The 18,131-nt window shown below is 66.0% G+C and carries 18 protein-coding genes; 2 read left to right on the plus strand and 16 right to left on the minus strand.

The window, feature by feature from the left end:
- Window positions 1-69: 69 nt before the first annotated feature.
- The 15 genes from HNP55_RS18125 to HNP55_RS18195 all read right to left on the minus strand — a co-directional run bounded on the left by HNP55_RS18125 (window position 70) and on the right by HNP55_RS18195 (window position 15,195).
- On the minus strand, window positions 70-1,101 hold the full coding sequence (locus HNP55_RS18125; protein WP_184302558.1) for a FecR domain-containing protein: 1,032 nt from the start codon (window positions 1,099-1,101) through the stop codon (window positions 70-72).
- The gene (locus tag HNP55_RS18130; protein ID WP_409993755.1) at window positions 1,091-1,651 is read right to left on the minus strand and encodes a sigma-70 family RNA polymerase sigma factor; all 561 of its coding nucleotides are present in this window, start codon (window positions 1,649-1,651) and stop codon (window positions 1,091-1,093) included. The genes HNP55_RS18125 and HNP55_RS18130 overlap by 11 nt, the downstream gene beginning before the upstream one ends.
- A gap of 123 nt (window positions 1,652-1,774) precedes the next feature.
- Window positions 1,775-2,287, minus strand: coding sequence for a Fur family transcriptional regulator (locus HNP55_RS18135; RefSeq protein ID WP_281385266.1), 513 nt, complete (start codon window positions 2,285-2,287; stop codon window positions 1,775-1,777).
- 75 nt (window positions 2,288-2,362) lie between these two features.
- A complete protein-coding gene (locus tag HNP55_RS18140) occupies window positions 2,363-2,776 on the minus strand; it encodes an ExbD/TolR family protein (RefSeq protein ID WP_184302564.1) in 414 nt (137 codons plus the stop codon).
- 1 nt (window position 2,777) lies between these two features.
- On the minus strand, window positions 2,778-3,521 hold the full coding sequence (locus HNP55_RS18145; protein ID WP_184302567.1) for a MotA/TolQ/ExbB proton channel family protein: 744 nt from the start codon (window positions 3,519-3,521) through the stop codon (window positions 2,778-2,780).
- 53 nt (window positions 3,522-3,574) lie between these two features.
- Window positions 3,575-3,985 carry a TonB family protein gene (locus HNP55_RS18150; RefSeq protein WP_221439656.1) on the minus strand — a complete coding sequence of 137 codons (411 nt, stop codon included), beginning with the start codon at window positions 3,983-3,985 and terminating at the stop codon, window positions 3,575-3,577.
- Between the two features lie 345 nt (window positions 3,986-4,330).
- Entirely contained in the window at window positions 4,331-4,642 is a 312-nt protein-coding gene (locus HNP55_RS18155) for a DUF3325 domain-containing protein (protein ID WP_202907156.1), read from the minus strand.
- A gap of 20 nt (window positions 4,643-4,662) precedes the next feature.
- Entirely contained in the window at window positions 4,663-6,285 is a 1,623-nt protein-coding gene (locus HNP55_RS18160; protein WP_184302570.1) for a PepSY-associated TM helix domain-containing protein, read from the minus strand.
- An 88-nt stretch (window positions 6,286-6,373) separates the two neighbouring features.
- Window positions 6,374-6,658, minus strand: a complete 285-nt coding sequence (locus HNP55_RS18165; RefSeq protein ID WP_055397101.1) for a DUF3649 domain-containing protein — start codon at window positions 6,656-6,658, stop codon at window positions 6,374-6,376.
- A 454-nt stretch (window positions 6,659-7,112) separates the two neighbouring features.
- Entirely contained in the window at window positions 7,113-9,647 is a 2,535-nt protein-coding gene (locus tag HNP55_RS18170) for a TonB-dependent siderophore receptor (protein ID WP_184302574.1), read from the minus strand.
- A 220-nt stretch (window positions 9,648-9,867) separates the two neighbouring features.
- Window positions 9,868-10,398, minus strand: a complete 531-nt coding sequence (locus HNP55_RS18175) for an RES family NAD+ phosphorylase (RefSeq protein WP_184302577.1) — start codon at window positions 10,396-10,398, stop codon at window positions 9,868-9,870.
- Window positions 10,395-10,766, minus strand: coding sequence for an antitoxin Xre/MbcA/ParS toxin-binding domain-containing protein (locus tag HNP55_RS18180; RefSeq protein WP_184302580.1), 372 nt, complete (start codon window positions 10,764-10,766; stop codon window positions 10,395-10,397). The genes HNP55_RS18175 and HNP55_RS18180 overlap by 4 nt, the downstream gene beginning before the upstream one ends.
- Before the next feature lie 237 nt (window positions 10,767-11,003).
- Entirely contained in the window at window positions 11,004-13,535 is a 2,532-nt protein-coding gene (locus HNP55_RS18185; protein ID WP_184302583.1) for a TonB-dependent siderophore receptor, read from the minus strand.
- 69 nt (window positions 13,536-13,604) lie between these two features.
- The gene (locus HNP55_RS18190; RefSeq protein ID WP_184302586.1) at window positions 13,605-14,687 is read right to left on the minus strand and encodes a FecR domain-containing protein; all 1,083 of its coding nucleotides are present in this window, start codon (window positions 14,685-14,687) and stop codon (window positions 13,605-13,607) included.
- Window positions 14,677-15,195, minus strand: a complete 519-nt coding sequence (locus HNP55_RS18195; protein ID WP_184302589.1) for a sigma-70 family RNA polymerase sigma factor — start codon at window positions 15,193-15,195, stop codon at window positions 14,677-14,679. Before HNP55_RS18195 ends, HNP55_RS18190 begins: the two co-directional genes overlap by 11 nt.
- A gap of 197 nt (window positions 15,196-15,392) precedes the next feature.
- On the opposite strand from HNP55_RS18195, the gene HNP55_RS18200 reads away from it, so the two are divergent.
- Both HNP55_RS18200 and HNP55_RS18205 read left to right on the plus strand, forming a co-directional pair.
- Window positions 15,393-16,379 carry a hypothetical protein gene (locus HNP55_RS18200; RefSeq protein WP_184302592.1) on the plus strand — a complete coding sequence of 329 codons (987 nt, stop codon included), beginning with the start codon at window positions 15,393-15,395 and terminating at the stop codon, window positions 16,377-16,379.
- A complete protein-coding gene (locus HNP55_RS18205; RefSeq protein WP_184302595.1) occupies window positions 16,379-16,801 on the plus strand; it encodes a hypothetical protein in 423 nt (140 codons plus the stop codon). Before HNP55_RS18200 ends, HNP55_RS18205 begins: the two co-directional genes overlap by 1 nt.
- 57 nt (window positions 16,802-16,858) lie before the next feature.
- On the opposite strand, the gene HNP55_RS18210 is transcribed toward HNP55_RS18205, so the two are convergent.
- The gene (locus HNP55_RS18210) at window positions 16,859-18,118 is read right to left on the minus strand and encodes a PepSY-associated TM helix domain-containing protein (RefSeq protein WP_184302598.1); all 1,260 of its coding nucleotides are present in this window, start codon (window positions 18,116-18,118) and stop codon (window positions 16,859-16,861) included.
- Window positions 18,119-18,131 lie beyond the last annotated feature (13 nt).

The following is an 18,131-nucleotide window of genomic DNA, read 5'->3' on the forward strand; positions in this document are numbered from 1 at the left end:
AGATTGAGTGTTTCATCCGGTATGCCCCGCAGCGGGCCAAAAGGGGAACTGCGGTGCGCGCCAATCCGCTCAGCGCGCGCGGATGTGCACGCCACCCGCCGGTGTGCGCTCGACGCGGACCGGCAAGGCGCTCTCCAGTGCGGCAAGGATGACGGGGATGTCGCGGGCGGGCTGGGCGATGGGGTAGGCACCCACGAGCCGCAAGGGTGCGGCCTGCGGGCTGACCGTGACGGAAACCGGGGTGTAGCGCGAGAGCTCGGCCACGAAAGCGGCCAGGGGAATGTCGTCGGCGACCAGTTGGCCGCGCGACCAGCTTTCTCGCGCCAGGTCGGCGCGGCCGTCGGGTTCGATGCCATCCGCGGTGAAGCGGGCCTGCCGGCCGGCGGGTACTTCCAGGTGCGCGCCGTTGGCGAGGCTGATGCGCACGGCGCCCTCGAACACGGCGACGTGGCCGCTGAATGCCTCGTTGCGGGCATCGCCGCGCACGGCAAAGCGGGTGCCCAGCGCGGTGAGGCGCGCGCAAGGGGTATCGACGACCAACGCGCGGGCGGGCGCCTGCGTGTCGGGGGCGGAATCGACCAGGATTTCTCCGGCGTGCAGCACGATGCGCCGCAACGACCGCCCGAAGTACACATCCACCGCCGTGGCGGTGTTGAGGTCCAGGCGCGTGCCGTCCGGGAGCGTGAGGCTGCGCTGTTCGCCGATGCTGGTGCGGTGGTCGGCCCGGGCCAAGGCGTACTCGTGCAGCCAGCCCTGCCAGGGCAGCCAGGGCAAGGTGTGGCGGGCCAGCAGGCCGGCCCCGACCGTCACGCCGCCCAGGCCCAGCACCCGCAGCGCGCGGCGGCGCCCGGCAGACTGCGCCTTGGCGAGGGTTTCGCGCAGTGCCTGTGCCGGGGCGGCGTTGGCGGCCTGGGCGAAGGGCTGGCTGATGGCCTTGACCCGTTCCCAGACGCGGGCGTGGGCGGGGTCGGCATCGATCCAGGCGCGCCAGCGCCTTCGCTGCTCCTCACTGGCCTGTTCGTCGTGCAGCACGGCGAACCATTCGGCCGCCTCGCGCTGGATGATGCGCTCGTCGGCGGCGGCGCCGCTTCTATCGACCATCGTCGGCCTGCAGGCAGCACAGCATGGCCTGCGCCATGTACTTCTTGACCATGCGCTCGCCCACGCCGAGCCGCTCGCCGATCTGTTTGTAGGTCAGCCCGTCGAGCTGCGAGAGCAGGAAAGCCTCGCGGACCTTGGGCTTGAGCGTGTCGAGCAGACGGTCGATCTCGACCAGGGTTTCGAGCAGGATGGCGCGCACCTCCGGCGCCGGTGCCAGCGGCTCGGGCAGGGCCGCCAGCGTCGCGACCCAGGCCTCTTCCAGTTGCTGGCGGCGCCAGTGGTTGGACACCAGGCCCTTGGCCACCGTGGTCAGGTAGGCGCGCGGCTCGCGCAGTTCATCCAGCGCCAGCGCCTCGCGCCGGGAGAGCAGCCGCACGAAGGTGTCGTGCGCCAGATCGGCCGCCTGGTGCGCGTCCCCCAGCTTGCGGCGCAGCCAGCCGTACAGCCACCCGTGGTGGTGGCTGTAGAGGGCATGCACTTGCTCCTGGATGGCGGATTCGGCGGCGGACACGAACACCCTTGCGCGGAAGTTGGCTGGGGTGCTCGGCACCTTGGCTGTGAATAAGAATGGTTCGCATTTTATCGTGTTGTGTCAGAGGGGCGCAATTTCGTGCTGACGGCCCTCACACATCCAACTCGCCCTGGGGCATGCCACCGCCCCGACCTTTTGTTGTCAGAGTGTCTGTTTCTGATGTCGCTTGACAGATCCTGGTGCGCTGGCATTGCAGGCCGAGCACACGCCGACAAGTGTCAATCTCTGGTTGAGATGGAAGCCGAGTCTGGCGGCGCCTTCGAAGAGCTGCGTAAGCAGCACATCGCTACCGAGTGCCTGGGCATGCCCGCATCGGCGGCAGACGAAGTGCGGTTGGGCGGCTTCGCCTTCCGGCACCATGCTGTAGAACGTGCGCGCGCCAAGTTGTGTCGCTTGCGCGACGCGCGCCTTGTCCAACTCGGCGAGGATCCGATACACCGAAGTGAGGTTCACGCGCCAGGTCGCGGCCTTCGTCCATCGGTGCACGGCCTCGGCATCCAGAAAGCGCCCGCGGTTGTCGTGCAGGGCCCTCAGCACTGCGCGCCGTGCCTGCGTGAGTCTGAGCCCCGACGTATGCAGGCGCTGTAGCGTCCCGGCCCCTGGCTGCCAGGAGAGCTGGCTTATGTCGCGAGGGGTGGGTGTCTCAACTGGCATCGCGGTATCGGCCTCAAGCCGTGGCCGCCAAAGTAACGAGCCAAGTCGCTGCCGGAGTGGCCATGCTTGTCACGCTCAGTTCCCCGGCTCGGTCACGAAGCCGAGCTTGAGCGCGCCGGAGCGTTGCACGGTGGCCATGACCTGCGCCACGCGCTCGTACTCCACCTTGCGGTCACCGCGGATGAATACCTCGGGCTGCGGGTCTTTCCTGGCTGCCGCCTCCAGGCGCTGGCCGAGTTGTTCGTCGCTCACGCGCTCGTCGTTCCAGAACACGCTGCCGTCGGTCGTGACCGACAGGTTCACCGTCTCGGGTTTGACCAGGTTGGGCGTGTTGTCCGCGCGGGGCAGGTCCAGCTTGACCGAGTGGGTGAGCACCGGCACGGTGATGATGAAGATGATCAGCATCACCAGCATCACGTCGATCAGCGGCACCATGTTGATGTCGCTGACCACGTCGTCGTTGTCGTCGAGGTTGCCGCCGAAGGCCATGTCAGCCTCCTTGGGTGGCGAGCCTGGCCGGCGCCTTGCGGGCCGGGGCTGCCGGTGCGCTGGCCTTGGCCACCGGCGAGCCGGTCAGGAAGTAGGCGTGCAGTTGCCGTGCGAAGCGATTGAGCTTGTTCACCACGCCTTTGTTGTTGCGCGTGAGCGCGTTGTAGCCCAGCACTGCCGGGATCGCGACGGCCAGGCCGAAGGCGGTCATGATCAGCGCTTCACCCACCGGACCGGCCACCTTGTCGATGCTGGCCTGGCCCGAGGTGCCGATGCCCACCAGCGCGTGGTAGATGCCCCAGACGGTGCCGAACAGCCCGACAAAGGGCGCGGTGGAGCCCACCGAGGCCAAGACCGCCAAGCCCGACTGCATGCGCTCGGCGCTTTCGTCGATGGCGCCGCGCAGGCTTTCGGTCAGCCACTCGGCCAGGCTGATCTGCCCGTGCAGGTCGTCGCCGTTGCTGCGGTGGTGGTCCACTGCTGCCTGGGCTTCGACGGCCACGTGGCGGAAGGGGTTGGCCTCGCCGTGTTCGTCCAGCAGCGCCATGCCTTCGGCAAAGCTGTGCGTGTGCCAGAAGCCAGCCATGGCGCGGCTGGCCCGGCGTAGCCTGGCCGCGCGCCATGTGCGGGTGACGATGATGGTCCACGACACGATGGACATCAGCAGCAGCGCGACGGCCACGCATTTGATGACGGCATCGCCCTGGTTCCAGAGTGCGGCAATGCCGTAGGGATTGGATGGCATGGGTGGGATCTCCTAAAAAGGTTGGATTCGGAAGGGTTCGCGGAGCCCGTCGATCAGGAGCTGTACTCGAAATCGATGGGCTGCACGTACCAGTAGGGAATGGGTTCGTCGCCGCGTTTGGCGGGCACGTAGCGCCAGCGGCGCACGGCCTCCAGTGCGGCTTCGTCCAGACGCGGGTAGCCGCTGCTGCGCTTGAGCCTGATCTCGCCCACGCTGCCGTTGGGCAGGATGTACACGTCGAACAGCACGCGCCCCTCTTCGCGCAAGCGGCGCGACTGCGCCGGGTACACCGGCGCCGGGTTGTTGAGGTGGGATGCGTCGGAGCGCGGCGGTGCCACCGGCTCCGGCTCGGCCTTGGGCGACGGGGCGGGTGTAGGTGCGGCGGCCGGCACGGGCTGCAGCGGTTCGGCGGGTACCGGAGCGTTATTCACCGGCGGCTCGGGTTCGGCTGGCGGGGCGGTCACGGCACGCTCCGAGGGCGGCGCCTTGGGCAAGGGCGGCGCGGGTGTCGGGCGCGGCTTGACCACCGGTTTGGGTCGGGGCGGTTCAGGCTGCATGGGCAGCGGTTGAGGCTCGGTCACCGGCGCCTGCGAGACGAGCTGCCCCACCACGGAAGGCGGGATCACCGGCGTCGGACTGCGCGCCAGTGCGGTCGTGGCAAGCCACAGGAGGACGAGATGCGCTGCGCCGACCAGTGCGAACGGGGCGGCTTGGCGAAAGAGGTTGGGAGGGGCGGTCGCGGGCATGTCAGGAAGAGGGGGTAGAGACGGCAGTCCCCCCAAGGGGCGGCGCGTCAGGTTGTGGCGGTGTCACGAGGCGGACGTCGATGGCTCCGGCTTGGGCTGCGCCGTCACCAGCGCCAACCAGCGCGGCCGATAGGCGAGCACCAGCGCCACCGTCAAGGCGGCGACCGTCATCAACCCCAGCCAAATCACGGTTCCGGTGGCTCCGCCTGCGTGAGCCACGCAGGTGGTCAACGCCGCGCCCAAGCCAATGACGCCTACACACCGCAGCAGCAGGCACTGCTTGCGTGATGGTGCGCGATGCCAGACCTGCCGGTGATGCCGCTCCATGGCCAGGGCAAGCGCCACGAAGCCGGCCAAGCTCAACAGCAAGGCCATCAGGGGTGCCAGCGCCGCCATCACCGTGTGGCCCCCACCGTGGATGCTTCCACCGTCATCAAGGTCGCTGATGCGGACTGCCTCGCTGCGTTTCTCGCCTTGCGAACTAGATGCCGCGCCAGGCCCGCGAACACCGCCCCCAGGGCGAGCATGGCGAGGTCGAACCCCGCCATCACCCAGTCGCCCTGCGGCAGCGACGCACCCAGGTGGCGGTGGGTGGTCAGCGCATTGAGTACCGGCAGCAGGCCAAATGCCAGCGCCGCCACTGTCGCTTGCTCGCTCCAGGCGCGCGCCACCGGGCGCAGCGCCGCGTGCAGCAGCAGCGCGGCCCAGACGAAGAAGAGCACATGTGCTTCCCACGCCGCCCGATCAGACAGGGTCAGCGGCAGCAGCCGGTTGGCCCAGAAATACGCCGCAATACCCACGGGCAGGCCGATGATGCCGCCCACATTGAGCCGCTCCACCAACCACAGCCCGCCATGCACGCGCCCCGCCTTGGCTGCGCGCTGCCGGCGCTTGACGGCCCACAGCACCAGGCCGGTGGCGATCATGGCGGCCCCCATCAGGCCCGAAAGCACGTACAGCCCGCGCAGCAACGGCCCTGCATACAGCCCCTCGTGCAAACCCAGCAGCACGTCGCGCACCGCTTTCGGTGTCGAGCCCACGGCCGGCAGCACATGCAGCAGTGCGCCGTTCGTGCCGTCGAACACCAGGGTTTCGCCGCTGCTCAGCGGGGACAGGTCTTCTCTGGCGCGCAGCACAACCCGTGCGTTCGCGTCGCCGGGGTAACGGATGTCGATGCGGCTGAGTTTGCCCGCGCCCCAGCGTGCTTCAGCAAGCGCCAGCATGGGCTGCAAGGGCGCCAGCGGTGCGGGTCGGCCCGCGCGCTCCAGATGCAGGCCACCTTCGAACGTTTCGTTGAAGAACACCTCGCGCCCGCTCTTGCCGGTGGCGGCATCCGGTGCATAGTGGGCCGAGACCACCAGCGGCAGGTAGACGAACATCATGAACACCAGCCCGGACCAGGTGATCATGAGTTGGAAGGGCAGCGTCAGCACGCTCATCACGTTGTGTGCGTCCAGCCACGAGCGCTGCCCCTTGCCCGGCCGGAAGGTGAAGAAGTCGGCAAAGATCTTCTTGTGCACCACGATGCCGGTGATCAGCGCCACCAGCATGAACATCGCCGCCACACCTACCAGCCAGTCGCTCACGGCGCGCGGCAGGTAGTGCAGTTGCCAGTGCATTTGGTAGAGAAACTGCCCGCCGCCGGTGGCGCGTGCGCCGAGCGAGGCAAGCGGCGCCCCCGTGGCTGCGTCCAGTTCCAGATCGCCATCGGCCTGCGGGCCTTTGCCCGCCTGCCAGAAGATGGAGAGGTGCAAGGCTTCGCGCCCGGTTGGCAGGCCGATGAACCAGCGATCGGCCTGCGGTGCTCGCTGTGCGAGCGAGGCGAGCGCCTTTTCTGCGGCCGGTGCCGGTTCCTCCGCCTGGGCGACCAGGGGCAGTTCGGGCTGCATCCAGCGGTCGATCTCGGTGTCCAGATAGCCCGCCGTGCCGGTGACGAACATGAAATACAGCACCCAACCCAGCAGCAAGCCGGCCCAGGTGTGCAGCCAGGCCATCGAGGCGCGGAAGGTTTCCTTCATGGTGCTGCCCTCAAAAGTCGTTCGCCGGGCCGCCCCAAGAACGACGGTACCCCCTCGGGGGGCCTGGCAAAGCCAGGGTTGGGGGCGCTCATGTCGCCACCCAGGCCGCTGCCCCGGCCAGCACCAACGCACCCAGCATGCCAAGGCAGGCGAGGCGGGCACTCTTCGCCGCGAAGGCCCACATCACCGCCGCCGCGTAGAGCGGAAACGCCGCCAGCATACCCGTGAGCACGCCATCGGCGCGCGACAGCGGCAGGGCTCCGGCCAGGTCGATGGCGGTGAGCACGGTCAGCGCGTAGCCGCCCAGGACGGCGCAGGCCACTCGGGCGAGGACGGGCAGGGCAGAGGCGAGTGAAAGCGGCGGATGACGCATCGATTGTTGTTCTTCGAGAATCAGGTAATTGCAAATGAGTCTTACTCTTTCTATAGACGCACGACGGCCGAAAATGTGCAGTCCTTTGGTGGGTTTTCTCTACCCGTTCAACCCCGCCATTGGCCGCGCTTCGACCATGACCATCCCCTGCCAGCGAGAGACGAACGCGGCGGCTGGGCAGATGCGGGGCCGAAGTCAACGCCCGGTGCTGGCGGCGGGTGAAGGGGATCGAAGTAAGGGAAACCTGTACGCGGCGCGGCCGCGCACAGGGCTCTCACTTGCTATGACACGCGAGATCGGAAAAAGGACACCGCGCGCGCGTGTGAAAGCGTAGAAGTGCCCTGTGCTGTGTGCCATCGCCCGTACACCAGCGGCTCACCGCAGCGTTCCTTTCGCTACCCCGAGGCCGTGCCGGCCTGGGTTGGGAGGACTGGGTGGCTCGTGCAACGCCTCGTCAGAATCGGTACTTGGCGCTGAGTACTGCCGTCCGCTTCTGGCCGTACAAGCACTGATTGCCGCCGCCGACCGATTCGAAGCAGGCGGCCACTTGCTCCTTGTTCGTCAGGTTGCTTATGTTGAGCGCCAGGCGCCATGGGCCCGTGTCGTAGTGCAGGGCAGCATCAAGCAACGCAAACGACGGATTGCGAGAACTGTTCGCGGCATCGTTGTACGTGGCGCCGACATGCCGCACACCAATGCCGATGCCAAGACCACGCCAATCACTGGTCTGAACCTTGTAGTTCAGCCAGGCCGACGCCGTTTGCTTGGGTGTCGATGTCGGAACCTTCCCGAGATCAACGTCGTTGCTCTTGATGACTTTAACATCGTTGTACGTGTAGTTCGCGATCAGGTCTAAACCCCTGGTGATGGCTGTTTTCGCCTCCAGTTCAAGTCCCCGCGATCGCACTGCCCCCTTCTGAATCTGGTAGTCTGGATTCGCGGTGTCGATGGTCAGCACGTTGTCCTTGCGCAAATCGAACAACGCGGCGGTGTAAAGGCTGCGACCGTTGTCGGGCGTGAACTTGACGCCCACCTCATATAGTTTCCCCTGGGTCGGCTTGAAGGCATTGCTGTTGGCATCGCGACCAATGGTCGGCAGGAAGGATTCGGCGTAGCTGAAGTACGGGGTCCAACCGGATTCGGTCAGGTAGTTGATACCGACACGACCGGTGAATTTTTTGTCCTTCTGCTCAATCGAGGTTCCAGCCATGTGGTCGAGGGTTTTTACAGTGGTCCAATCCATGCGCCCACCCAGCGTGACCAACCAGTTTCGGGTCAAGCGCATCTGATCCTGCGCATACAGGCCCAGTTGGCTCAGGCGTTGCCCTGAATCGTCGAAATCGGCTGTTGGGGACACCGATACGGTCTGGCCGTAGATCGGATTGAGGACGTCCAGCGTTCCCACTTCGCCAGTGAAGGTGAGGTTGCTCGTCTTCTGGCGTTCGGCGTCCAGGCCGAACAGGAGCTTGTGTTCGATATCCCCAGTCTTGATCGCACCTTCGACTTGCGTATCGATGGCGACCTGCTTGTTGTTCTCCTTGAAGACACGAACTCGGCGCTCCAGCGTACGGCCATCGTCGGCCAAACTGCGCGATGTGATGCGGCGATAGGTGACGTCTACATCCGACAGGCGCGTGTTCTGGCGCACGGTCCAGGCGTCATTCAATCTGTGCTCGAACAGGTAGCCAATGGCCGCCTGATCATGGTCAAAGCCAGTGAACTTTGGCTCTCCCACCAGAATGGACGAGGACATACGAGTGGATGCGCCTGGTGGGGTGTAAGCAAACGCAAACCCGTCGTTTCGATCGCGCAAGAACTCGGACATGATGGTCAGCGATGTATCTTTGGACAGGGTCCAGGTCAGCGAAGGTGCCAGGTACAGACGGGTGTCAGACACCTGGTCACCGTTGATGTACCTGTCCTGTGTGTCTGCCGTCAATCCAAGGCCAACCACCCGATACAGAACCTTGCCCTGCTCGTCCAAGGAGCCACCGATGTCTGCGGCGACCTGCTGTCGGTTTCGGCTGCCGAGTTGTATTTCCACCTCGCGTGGCGCATCGGCCCGGGGCCGTTTGCTGACACGATTCACGATACCCCCTGCATCCCCCTTTCCGTACAGCACGGATGCGGGGCCACGCAGCACTTCAATGCGCTCCAGGCCGTAGGGTTCGCTGCGCTGGTTCGCGAACGCGTTGGCATCGGTGTTCATCCGCAGACCATCCTGATAGAGCGATGTGCCGAAGCCTGAGAATCCGCGTAGGTTGAGCCAGTCATCCTGTCCACGTGTGTCTGCTCCGTAAACCTGGCTCACAACTCCCGGGACATAGCGCAGTGCCTCCATGACGGAAAGAGCGCCTCGGTCTTCCATCTCCTGTCTGCCAAGGACGGAAATCGACTGCGGCGTCTCGACGATCGGCGTATCGGTCTTGGTGCCTGTAGCGCTGCGCTTGGCGACATACCCCGCCACCGGCGCGGTCGCCGTCTCCAATTCTGCCCCTGCCTTCACCGTCACCACCGGCAACACCGCCTCAACCGCGGGGCGCGGAGGGCTTGCTGGTGCCGGCTCCGCAGCTTGCCGCAACGCATAACTGCCATTTGCCTGCCGCACAGCCTCCAGCCCGGTGCCGGCAAGCAGGGCCTTGATGGCTGCCTCGGCGGTGTAGGTGCCGTTCAAGCCCGGGCTGTTGCGGCCTTGCACCAGGTCCGAGGCGCCAGCCAGCAGCACCCCCGAGGCGCCTGCAAACCTGGACAACACCGTGCCCAGCGGTCCGGCGGGAATGTCGTAGCGCTTCGGCGCTGCTTCGGCCGAAGATGACGCCGTGCCGGTGCCTTGCGCATAGGCCACGGTGCTCCAGCCGGACGCCATCAGCGTGCCGCCCATGAGCGCAAGGTGCACGGCCAGTACCAGGGGTGTGGGCCGGTGGTGGGTCGAATGTGTGGCTTTGGGTGTGGCGGCCCTGCGGCGGGCGTGGATGGCGCGTTTCGTCATGCTTCGTCTTCCTGGACAAGGGGTTGATCAGCGAAATCAAGCTGCCCCTTCGCGCCAACCCAGCGGAGGACTGGACGATTGGGAAGCCTCTCATCCGGTTAATCGAATGAGAGGCCCAAAAGCGGAACCGGTTGTGGTTTGGTGCCCAAAAGACACCGAAGTGACCAGCCGGCTGACGATCGTCAACAGCTCTGCGCCTTGCCAGCCAGTGCGTTCCAGCCTATCGCGGCGGCGCGATCTTCGGCAACGCACCGTCCGGGTCGTAGACGCGCAACTGGTCGGCAGGCCGGTCCGAACTCCGGTAGACCGCCAGACTGATGCCGCCGGGATGTGCCTGCGATGGAAAAAGGATCCCGTCCAGGCCCTCGGCGACCGCATCGTCGGCCATGTACCAAGTGGGAGGCTCGACCGACTTGCCGAAGCACTCGGCCCGCCAGTCCACCGCGAAATCTGCCCACAACGCCGGCCACCGCTTCGGGTCGAAGCCGTTGCGCAGGTCGGCCACCCTCAACCCACGGACGAAAAAGGTGCAGATCGTTCCCGGCCGCAGCCAGGGGATGTCCTGCTTGTATTCGGCCAAGGCGGTGGCTTCATTCAGCGCCAGATAGAGCGCCTCCTGCCCCGGCCGGTTGAAGCGGCCGCCCTGACGCGCCGCTCCCATTCCGGACAGCGGAGTGCCCGCGTAAGCGGGCGAGATGACGCGGTAGCAGACTTCGTCTTTGCTCTCGCCAAGGGTGATGCTCGGGATCATCCCGCCGCGCCGCCCGCCAGCGACTCCAGATAGGCGATGACCGCATCGGCCCGTCCGTCCTGGATCAGCGCATCGGCCGTTTTGTAGCCGAAGACGCGCAGCGGCTCGTTGCGCAACAGGAAAGCCGCGCGGTTTTCATCGCCGGTCATCTCGGTGGCCACGGCCAGCGCCCGTACCATGTCCTGCAGGTACTTTTGCAACTGCGGCGCATGCGGCCTGGCGGTCGGCGTGTTGCGATGCACGTGGGCGCGCTCGGCCAGTTCCTGGACCTTGAAGCCAAAGCAATCCCCGATCCGGGCCGGCGACAGGTAGGGCGTGTCCGGCTCGCGGAACTGCTCGGCAAAGGGCTGTTGCAGTACGGTGCTCATGGCGCAACTCCATGCAGTGAAGATGCACTTATTTTGCACTGCATGTGCTCTGTTAGCAACCATGGGCTTGCGCTGGACAAGGAGGCCGCCCCGCTCACCCACAACTCCTGCGGGTCCGCCTGCGCGGCGGGCTTGCGGGTAGAAGAGTGGGCGAGGGTGGCGGACATCTGAGCTGAACGTGCCCCGGGGCGCGCCGGAGAAATGGACCAGAGGCGCGCGCGAGCCGGGGAGTTGAGGTCAGAAGCGATAGCTGGTCGTGGCGATAACCGTTCGCCGAGCCCCCGGATAGTAGGCGTAGTTCGAATAGACCGTCCCGTAGTCCTTGTCGAACAGGTTACTCACGTTGAGTGCCAGTCGCCATGGCCCCGTGGTGTAGTGAAGCGACGCATCGACCAGGGTGTAGGCCGGGCTCTTGATGGTATTGGCCTGGTCGGCATAGCGGCTACCAACGTGGCGCACGCCCAGGCCCACGCCCAATCCACGCAAGTCACCGCCCTGCTGCGTGTAGTCGATCCAGGCGGATGCCATGTGCCTCGGTACGATCACCGGATGCTTGCCGGCGAATCCATCATTGTCGCGGGTGATCTTGACGTCATTGAAGGTGTACTGCGCCGTCAGATCGAGGCCGCGCGTCAGGCTGAGCTTGGCTTCCAGTTCGACGCCGCGTGAGCGCACTTCGCCGATTGCAAGCTGCTCGTCGGGATTGTCAGGGTCTGTCGTCGGTACGTTGGTCTTGGTGAGGTCGAAGAGCGCCAGTGTCCACAGTTGTCGCGTACCGGGGGGTTGGTACTTGATGCCAAGCTCATACTGCTTGCCCCGTGTGGGTTCAAACGGACGGCCATCGGCACTCTGGCCGAGTTGGGGAAGAAACGACTCCGTGTAGCTCAGATAGGGCGCCACGCCGCTCGCAAAGAGGTAGTTCACTCCGGCCCGCATGGAAAGCGCTTCGTCGTCGGCCTTGGACGTCTCGCTGAATCGTCGATCAAGGCTGTCCGTCTTGGCCTTGTCCCACCGGCCGCCGAGCGAGAGGACCCAGTTGTCGAACTTGACCTGATCCTGGACGTAGATGCCGAGCTGGCGCTGCTTGTCGTCGAAGCTGCGGAACAGCGTGGTCGGGGTCGTGACGGCCTGCCCGTACTGGCCTGCTGGAGGCAGGTTGATATTGAGAACCGGCGCATTCCAGCTGCGGTAGCGCACCAGATCGAAATCGATGTCCATGTAATCGATGCCGCTCAGCAGTGTGTGCTGCCAGGGGCCGGTTGCAAAGTGCCCCGTCAACTGCGTATCGACGGCCGTGTAGCGGATGTTCTGGTGCAGCACGTTGGCTGCGCGGGCAATTTCACCGGTATCCGCGTCCCTGCTGTAACCCCAGACTCCCTTCACATCCAATCGATTTTCGGCCGTGCGCAGGTTCTGTCGGACGCTCCAGGTGGAGTTGAAGCGATGTGAAAACTGATAACCAACGTTCCACTGGCGCTGATCGTGCCTGTCGAAGCTGGGTTCGCTGGAAAGCAGGCCGGTCCTGCGCCAATTGGAGTCGAGAAACTCGACATTGCCGACCGGACTCTTCAGCTCCTGGAATTCGCTCAGCAAGACGAATGTCGTATCTACCGAGGGGGTCCAGGAAAAGGACGGTGCGATGTAGTTGCGCTTGGTCTCGCGGCGATCAAGCCCGGGGTACTTGGCCAGTTCCCCAGCTTCGCTGCCGACGGCGACAATGCGATATCCAAGGCGTTGATCGTCGTCGATCGATCCGCCGACATCTGCCGCCAACTGCTTGCGGGAAAAGTTACCGAACCGGACTTGAATCTCCCGAGGGGCATCAGCCTGTGGTGTCTTTCTCACACTGTTGACGATACCGCCCGCCTCGGCCTGCCCATACATGAGCGATGCGGGACCGCGCAACACCTCGATGCGCTCCAGGCCGAACGGTTCGAATTTGTGCGTCAGGAAGCTGTAGCCCGGCGTTCTCAGCCCGTCGAGATACTGGTAGGCGTAGGGATCGTCGAAACCTCTCAGGGTGAGCCATCCGAACTCTGTGTTGTCATGACCATACGCTTCCGCCTGCACGCCGGCGACGTAGCGCATGGCCTCGGCCGCGGTGGATGTTCCCCTTGCGTCGAGTTCGTCGCGGCCGAGGATGGACAGGGATTGTGGTGTTTCGATTAGCGGCGTATCGGTCTTGGTCGCCGTCGCGCTGCGCTTGGCCACATAGCCCGCCACCGGCCCGGTAACCGTTTCCTGCTCCGCTCCCGCCCTCACCGTTACCACCGGCAACACCGCCTCCTTGAGCGGTGCAGCGGCCTCAGGTTTGGGCGGCGGCGGGGGGCGTTTCACCAGCAGCCAGCCGCCGTTGTGCTGCCGCACGGCCTCCAGCCCGGTGTCGGCCAGCAGCGCGCGCAGGGCGGTGGTGGGGGTGTGGCGCCCGCTCACGCCCGGGGTTTGCAGGCCGTTGGTCTGCTCGGTGGAGAAGGACAGCAAGATGCCCGCTTCCAGCCCCAGGCGCTTGAGCGCCGTGGTGAGCGGGCCGGGCGGGATGTCGTAGGTGCGGGCCGCCTCTTGCGCCGAAATTTCTTGCGGTTGGGTGGGCTGCGGGCTGGTTTGCTGGGCCAGGGTGGGCTGTGCGGCCAGGGCCATGCCCATGCCCCACACGGCGTGCGCTACGGCGCGGGCCAAAGCGGTGGGAACTGGGGCGGTATGTTTGGGGCTGTTTGCCGAAGCCGGCGCGTGGCGGGCGGCGGATAGGGTGTGTCGGTCGGTGCGACCCATGGTGTGGTTCTCCGGGATGGTTGAAGACAGCGTGCTTGTCTTCATTGCCCCGCGAGATGCGCAAAGGGATCACCGCGCCGCCAACACCACCTCGGCACCACCCCACCAGCGGCGCTGCCGCTCAGCGCGGATAGGCAGGGCGGTTTGCAGCATGTCGAGCACCTTGGCCGGCTCGGCCAGCGGGTAGGTGCCCGACACCTTGAGCCGGGCCACGGCTGGATCAACCGCCCAGCGGCCGGCGCCGGTCTCGGTGTCGCGCCGGGTCTGGCGGTTCAGTTCGGCCACAAAGTCGGCCAGCGGCATGTCCTGCGCAACGATCATGCCCTGGGCCCAGGCCACCGTGGCGGGGTCGGCCGCCTGGGCGGGGGTGACGGCCTGGCGGGTGAAGCGCGCCGCTTCGCCTGCGCGCAATACCGGGTCAGCACCTTCGGCGGGAAGCCCCTGGCCATTCACGTCGCGTGGGCGGATGGCGACTGCGCCTTCGTACACGTTGACCAGGCTGGCATCGGCAGCACCCGTGTTTGCGTCAACCTCCAGCCGGCGCACGGCAAAGCGCGTACCCAGGGCGCGGATGCGGCCGTGGGCGGTCTCTACGAGGAAGGGGCGCCCGACTGTGTTGCGTTCGTTGCCCGGCGCATCGTCGTGCGCGGTGGTGATGAGGATCTCGCCCCGCAGCAGGCGCAGCAGGCGTTCTTCGCCGCTGTAGCGGATGTCCAGAGCGGTATCGGCATTGAGTTCCACACGGGTGCCGTCGCTCAGGGTGAGGCTGCGGCGTTCGCCGGGGCCGGTGCGCGCATCGGCGACCAACTCGGGCCAAGGGGTGTGCTCGCGCAGCGTCCAGGCGGTGCCGCCGGCAAACAGCAGCACGGCCAGCGTCTTGATGGCTTGGCGGCGCGGCGTGCGAACCACGTCGGACGATGATTTGGCGGTGGCCGCGAGTGTATTGCGGGCCAGCGCGGCGGGCATGCCCTGCAGGCGTTCGCTGAAGGCTGCCATGCGCTGCCAGGCGCGTTCGTGGTCGGGGTGGGCGTCACGCCACTGGCGCCAGCGTTGACGGGTGGCGTCGTCCGCCGTGTCAGCCTGCAGCTCCACCAGCCATTCGGCGGCCCGCTGCCGCACTTGGGGCGGGATCGGTGGCGGCTCAGCCCTCATCGGCAAAGCAGCACAGCGCCAGGGCGCGGGCAACGTAGCGCTTGACCGAAGGCACCGAAACGCCCAGCCGTGCCGCGATCTCGGCCTGCGGCAGGCCGTCGAGCTGCGAGAGCAGGAACGCCTCGCGCACCGGGCCGGGCAAGGTGCCCAGCAAGCGGTCGATCTCGATCAGGGTTTCGAGCAACATGGCGCGCACCTCGGGCGCCGGGGCCAGCGGCTCGGGCATGGACGCCAGCGCTTCTGCCCAAGCCAGCTCCAGCTTCTGGCGCCGATAGTGGTTGGACACCAGGCCCTTGGCCACCGTGGTCAGGTAGGCGCGCGGCTCACGCAGTTCGTCCAGCGCCAGCGCGTCGCGCCGCGTCAGCAGGCGCAAAAAGGTGTCGTGCGCCAGATCGGCCGCCTGGTGACTGCAACCCAGCTTGCGGCGCAGCCAGCCGTACAGCCAACCGTGGTGGTGGCTGTACAGCGCATGCACTTGCTGCTGGATGGCGGACTGGCCTACGGACACGAATACCCTCGCGTAAGAGCTGGCTGGGGTGCTCGGCACCTTGGCTAATAATAGGAATCGTTCGCATTTTATCGTGTTGCGTCAGGGTGCTGCAATGCAAGCGCACCGAGGCCACACCATGCATACCACCCTCAAACCTTTGGTCGCCGGCATACCTGATCTGTCCTGGAAGAACTGGATGGCGACCGCAGCTCAACATGCAACGTTCTTGGTTGTCTTCCAAGTGGCTGTGGCTGCTTCCAGTGGCACTTGCCGTGGGCGCAGCCTCTATGTACTTCGTGCAACGCCCCTTTTCGGCCCCCGCCACTGTCAACGCGAATGCCGACGGTGCGAACCGGACTGCACCCAACAGTGCTCAGGCGACGGCGGCAGATGGCCAGATACTTGCTCATCCCGCCGCCGCGCCGAGAGCACATGACACCCCCCAAAATGCTGCCCAGTACTCAGCACACGCCCTGCTCGCCCAGCGCGACCTCAGAGCCGCTGCGGAAGGGGCGCTTTGCCACCCCGAACTTGGGGGCGTGTTTCACGCCCAGGCGCTGCGCCGACTGTGTTTTGACATTGTCGTGTCCATGCCGAACGTCGAAGCGATGCCACCCAACGCGCCGCACGATCTGGCGCGTCGGCATCAAACCGCACTGGATGACCTGCGGCAGCGATGTGCCGGTTTCTCGTCCGAAGAGCTCAATGGCAAGGTCATCCACGAGTTGGCCTTTGATCCGCGCGCGAAGGGTGATCCGCTGATGCAACTGCAAGCCAGTTGGACCGGCCGAACTTCGCTGGGCCCGACGGAACTGGACACTCTGCGCGCGCAGATACTGTCCCCACGCGATCCCCTCCTCTTGTGGGAGTTGGGTCCGGAACTGTCACTTGACAGCGCTGGAGGTACGCAGCGCTACCATCTTGACGGGCAGGCCTACACCGATGCGCAGGCAGAGGTCTTCAACCTGGCCTGGCGGTCAGCGGTGTGCGGGGTTGGGGCCGGTTGCGGGGCTGCGGATGTGAACTTGACGGCTCTGTGTGCCGAGAACGGGCTGTGCGGAGAAACGCTTCAGCAGGCCATTCTGGACGGCGTGCATCGAGCCTACGGTGCAGCGGACGTGGCGCTGTTTCAGCGGCTTGTTGTGCGGATCGAGCAGGTCATTGCCACGGCGGATGCCAACGCACTGCGCGTTCCTGGGTGATGAACATGGAACGGAATCCGATCGACCTTCAAGCCGCCAACCACACCAACCGCGAACTCGAACTGATGCTGGCCGGGCGCAAGCCCTTGGCAGTGTTCTACGACGAGATCAGCGTGCTGCCGGACGAGCGCATCATCCCTGAGGCGCGTTTTGCGCCACACGTCGCCAGCGGGCGATTTGTGCGAGCCGAGGCCGTGCTGTCCGGCCCCTTCTCTCCCAGGCTGCGGCGCGACTTCCGGGCCAAGTACGTGCTATTCGCCCTGGCTGCCGAGGCCTGGCGGATTCCGGCCTTTCTGCTGGTGCAGCGTGTGGCCGAGCGGACGGGCCACAACGAGATGCGGGAGCGCCTGGTCAGCAGTCTGCTGGGCTACACCGACGCCGAAATTGACGCGTGGTGCGCGCGCAGCTTCCCGAAGGCGTGAGGACCTGGCGCTGTGACTGGGAACACCTGTCCGCACCAACCCGGATGGTCTTGTGGCTCAGCGCCCCTGTCGCCCGCGCCGCTTGCGCCACCAAATCACCACCCCGGTGACCGACAGCATGGCCACCACCAGCCCCAAAGCCGAGACCAGGATCCGGCCGGGCAGCCCCAGAATGCGTCCTGAGTGGACAGGGAACTGGGCCTGCACAAAGAGGTCTGCCGCTGTGCCTTGCCAGGGTTCGCGTGCCCCGAGAACCCGCCCATCCTGTCCGTCCAGGTAGAGCGCACGCGGCCCCACGCCCCCGGCGCCATGCTCGTCCTCCGGCTCAAAGAACTGAACCGTGTACAGGCCCACGCTGCGGTCATAGCCGATCGCACCGGCGGGTTCGGGCCAACCGCGCCGCCCCGCCTCTTGCACGGCCATGGGCAGGATCGCCTCGAACGACACCCCTGGGGCAATGGGCCGATCCAGCGGTGCCGGCGTGCGCGTGTCCGACGGTGAGGGCGTGACGTCGGACACCCACGACATCGCCGGGAAGAACACCTCCCGGTACAGGTTCAGCGAAAACGCGGTGAAGGCCAGCACCAGCAGCAGGCCCCAGGCCCACAGGCTGCCCGCACGATGCAGGTCGAAATTGACCTTGTAGGCATTGGCACGCCAGCGCACCTTCCAGGCAGGAAGCCAGCGCTGCCACCATGCACGGGCACGCGAGACGGCAGCCGACGGCCCCATCGGCTTGCGTGCCTGTCTGAGCGGGGCTGCAGGCAGGGTCAAGTACAGGCCGGTGAAGCAGTCCAGCGTCCACAGCAAGGCCACGATGCCCATCAGCCACACGCCCCAACGGTCGATGCCGCCCCAGGTGGGTAGGTGCAGGCTGTAGTGCAACACGTAGAGGAAGGAGACGAAGTTCTCCTGGCTGATCGGCCACACGGCGCCCCATTCGCGCCGCCCCAACTCTTCGCCGGTTGCCGGGTCCATGAACACCTGGTTGAAACCCGGTGTGAAGAGCTTGCCGGCTTCCGGATCCACCCGAGGTTCGACGAACAGCGCCAGCGAATGGCCGGGCTCGACCGCCAGTGGCACGTAGGTCACCTCTACCTGCGGATGGCGTGCCTCTGCCTGCCGCGCCAAGGCCAATGGTGCCAGTGGCGCCGGTGCCGGGCCGGCCACCGTAGCCTGCGCAGCGGGGGCCTCGACGAGGTGCGGGTTGAGCCACTCGTCCAGTTCGTGGTCCCAGGAGATCACGGCGCCGGTCACCCCTGCGACGAAGAGGAAGGCGGCCATGCCCAGGCCCACCCACCGGTGCAGCCAAACCATGGCTGACCGGACG

Origin of the sequence: Roseateles oligotrophus, from assembly GCF_014204525.1 — a bacterium.
GTDB classification, from domain to species: domain Bacteria; phylum Pseudomonadota; class Gammaproteobacteria; order Burkholderiales; family Burkholderiaceae_C; genus Paucibacter_A; species Paucibacter_A oligotrophus_A.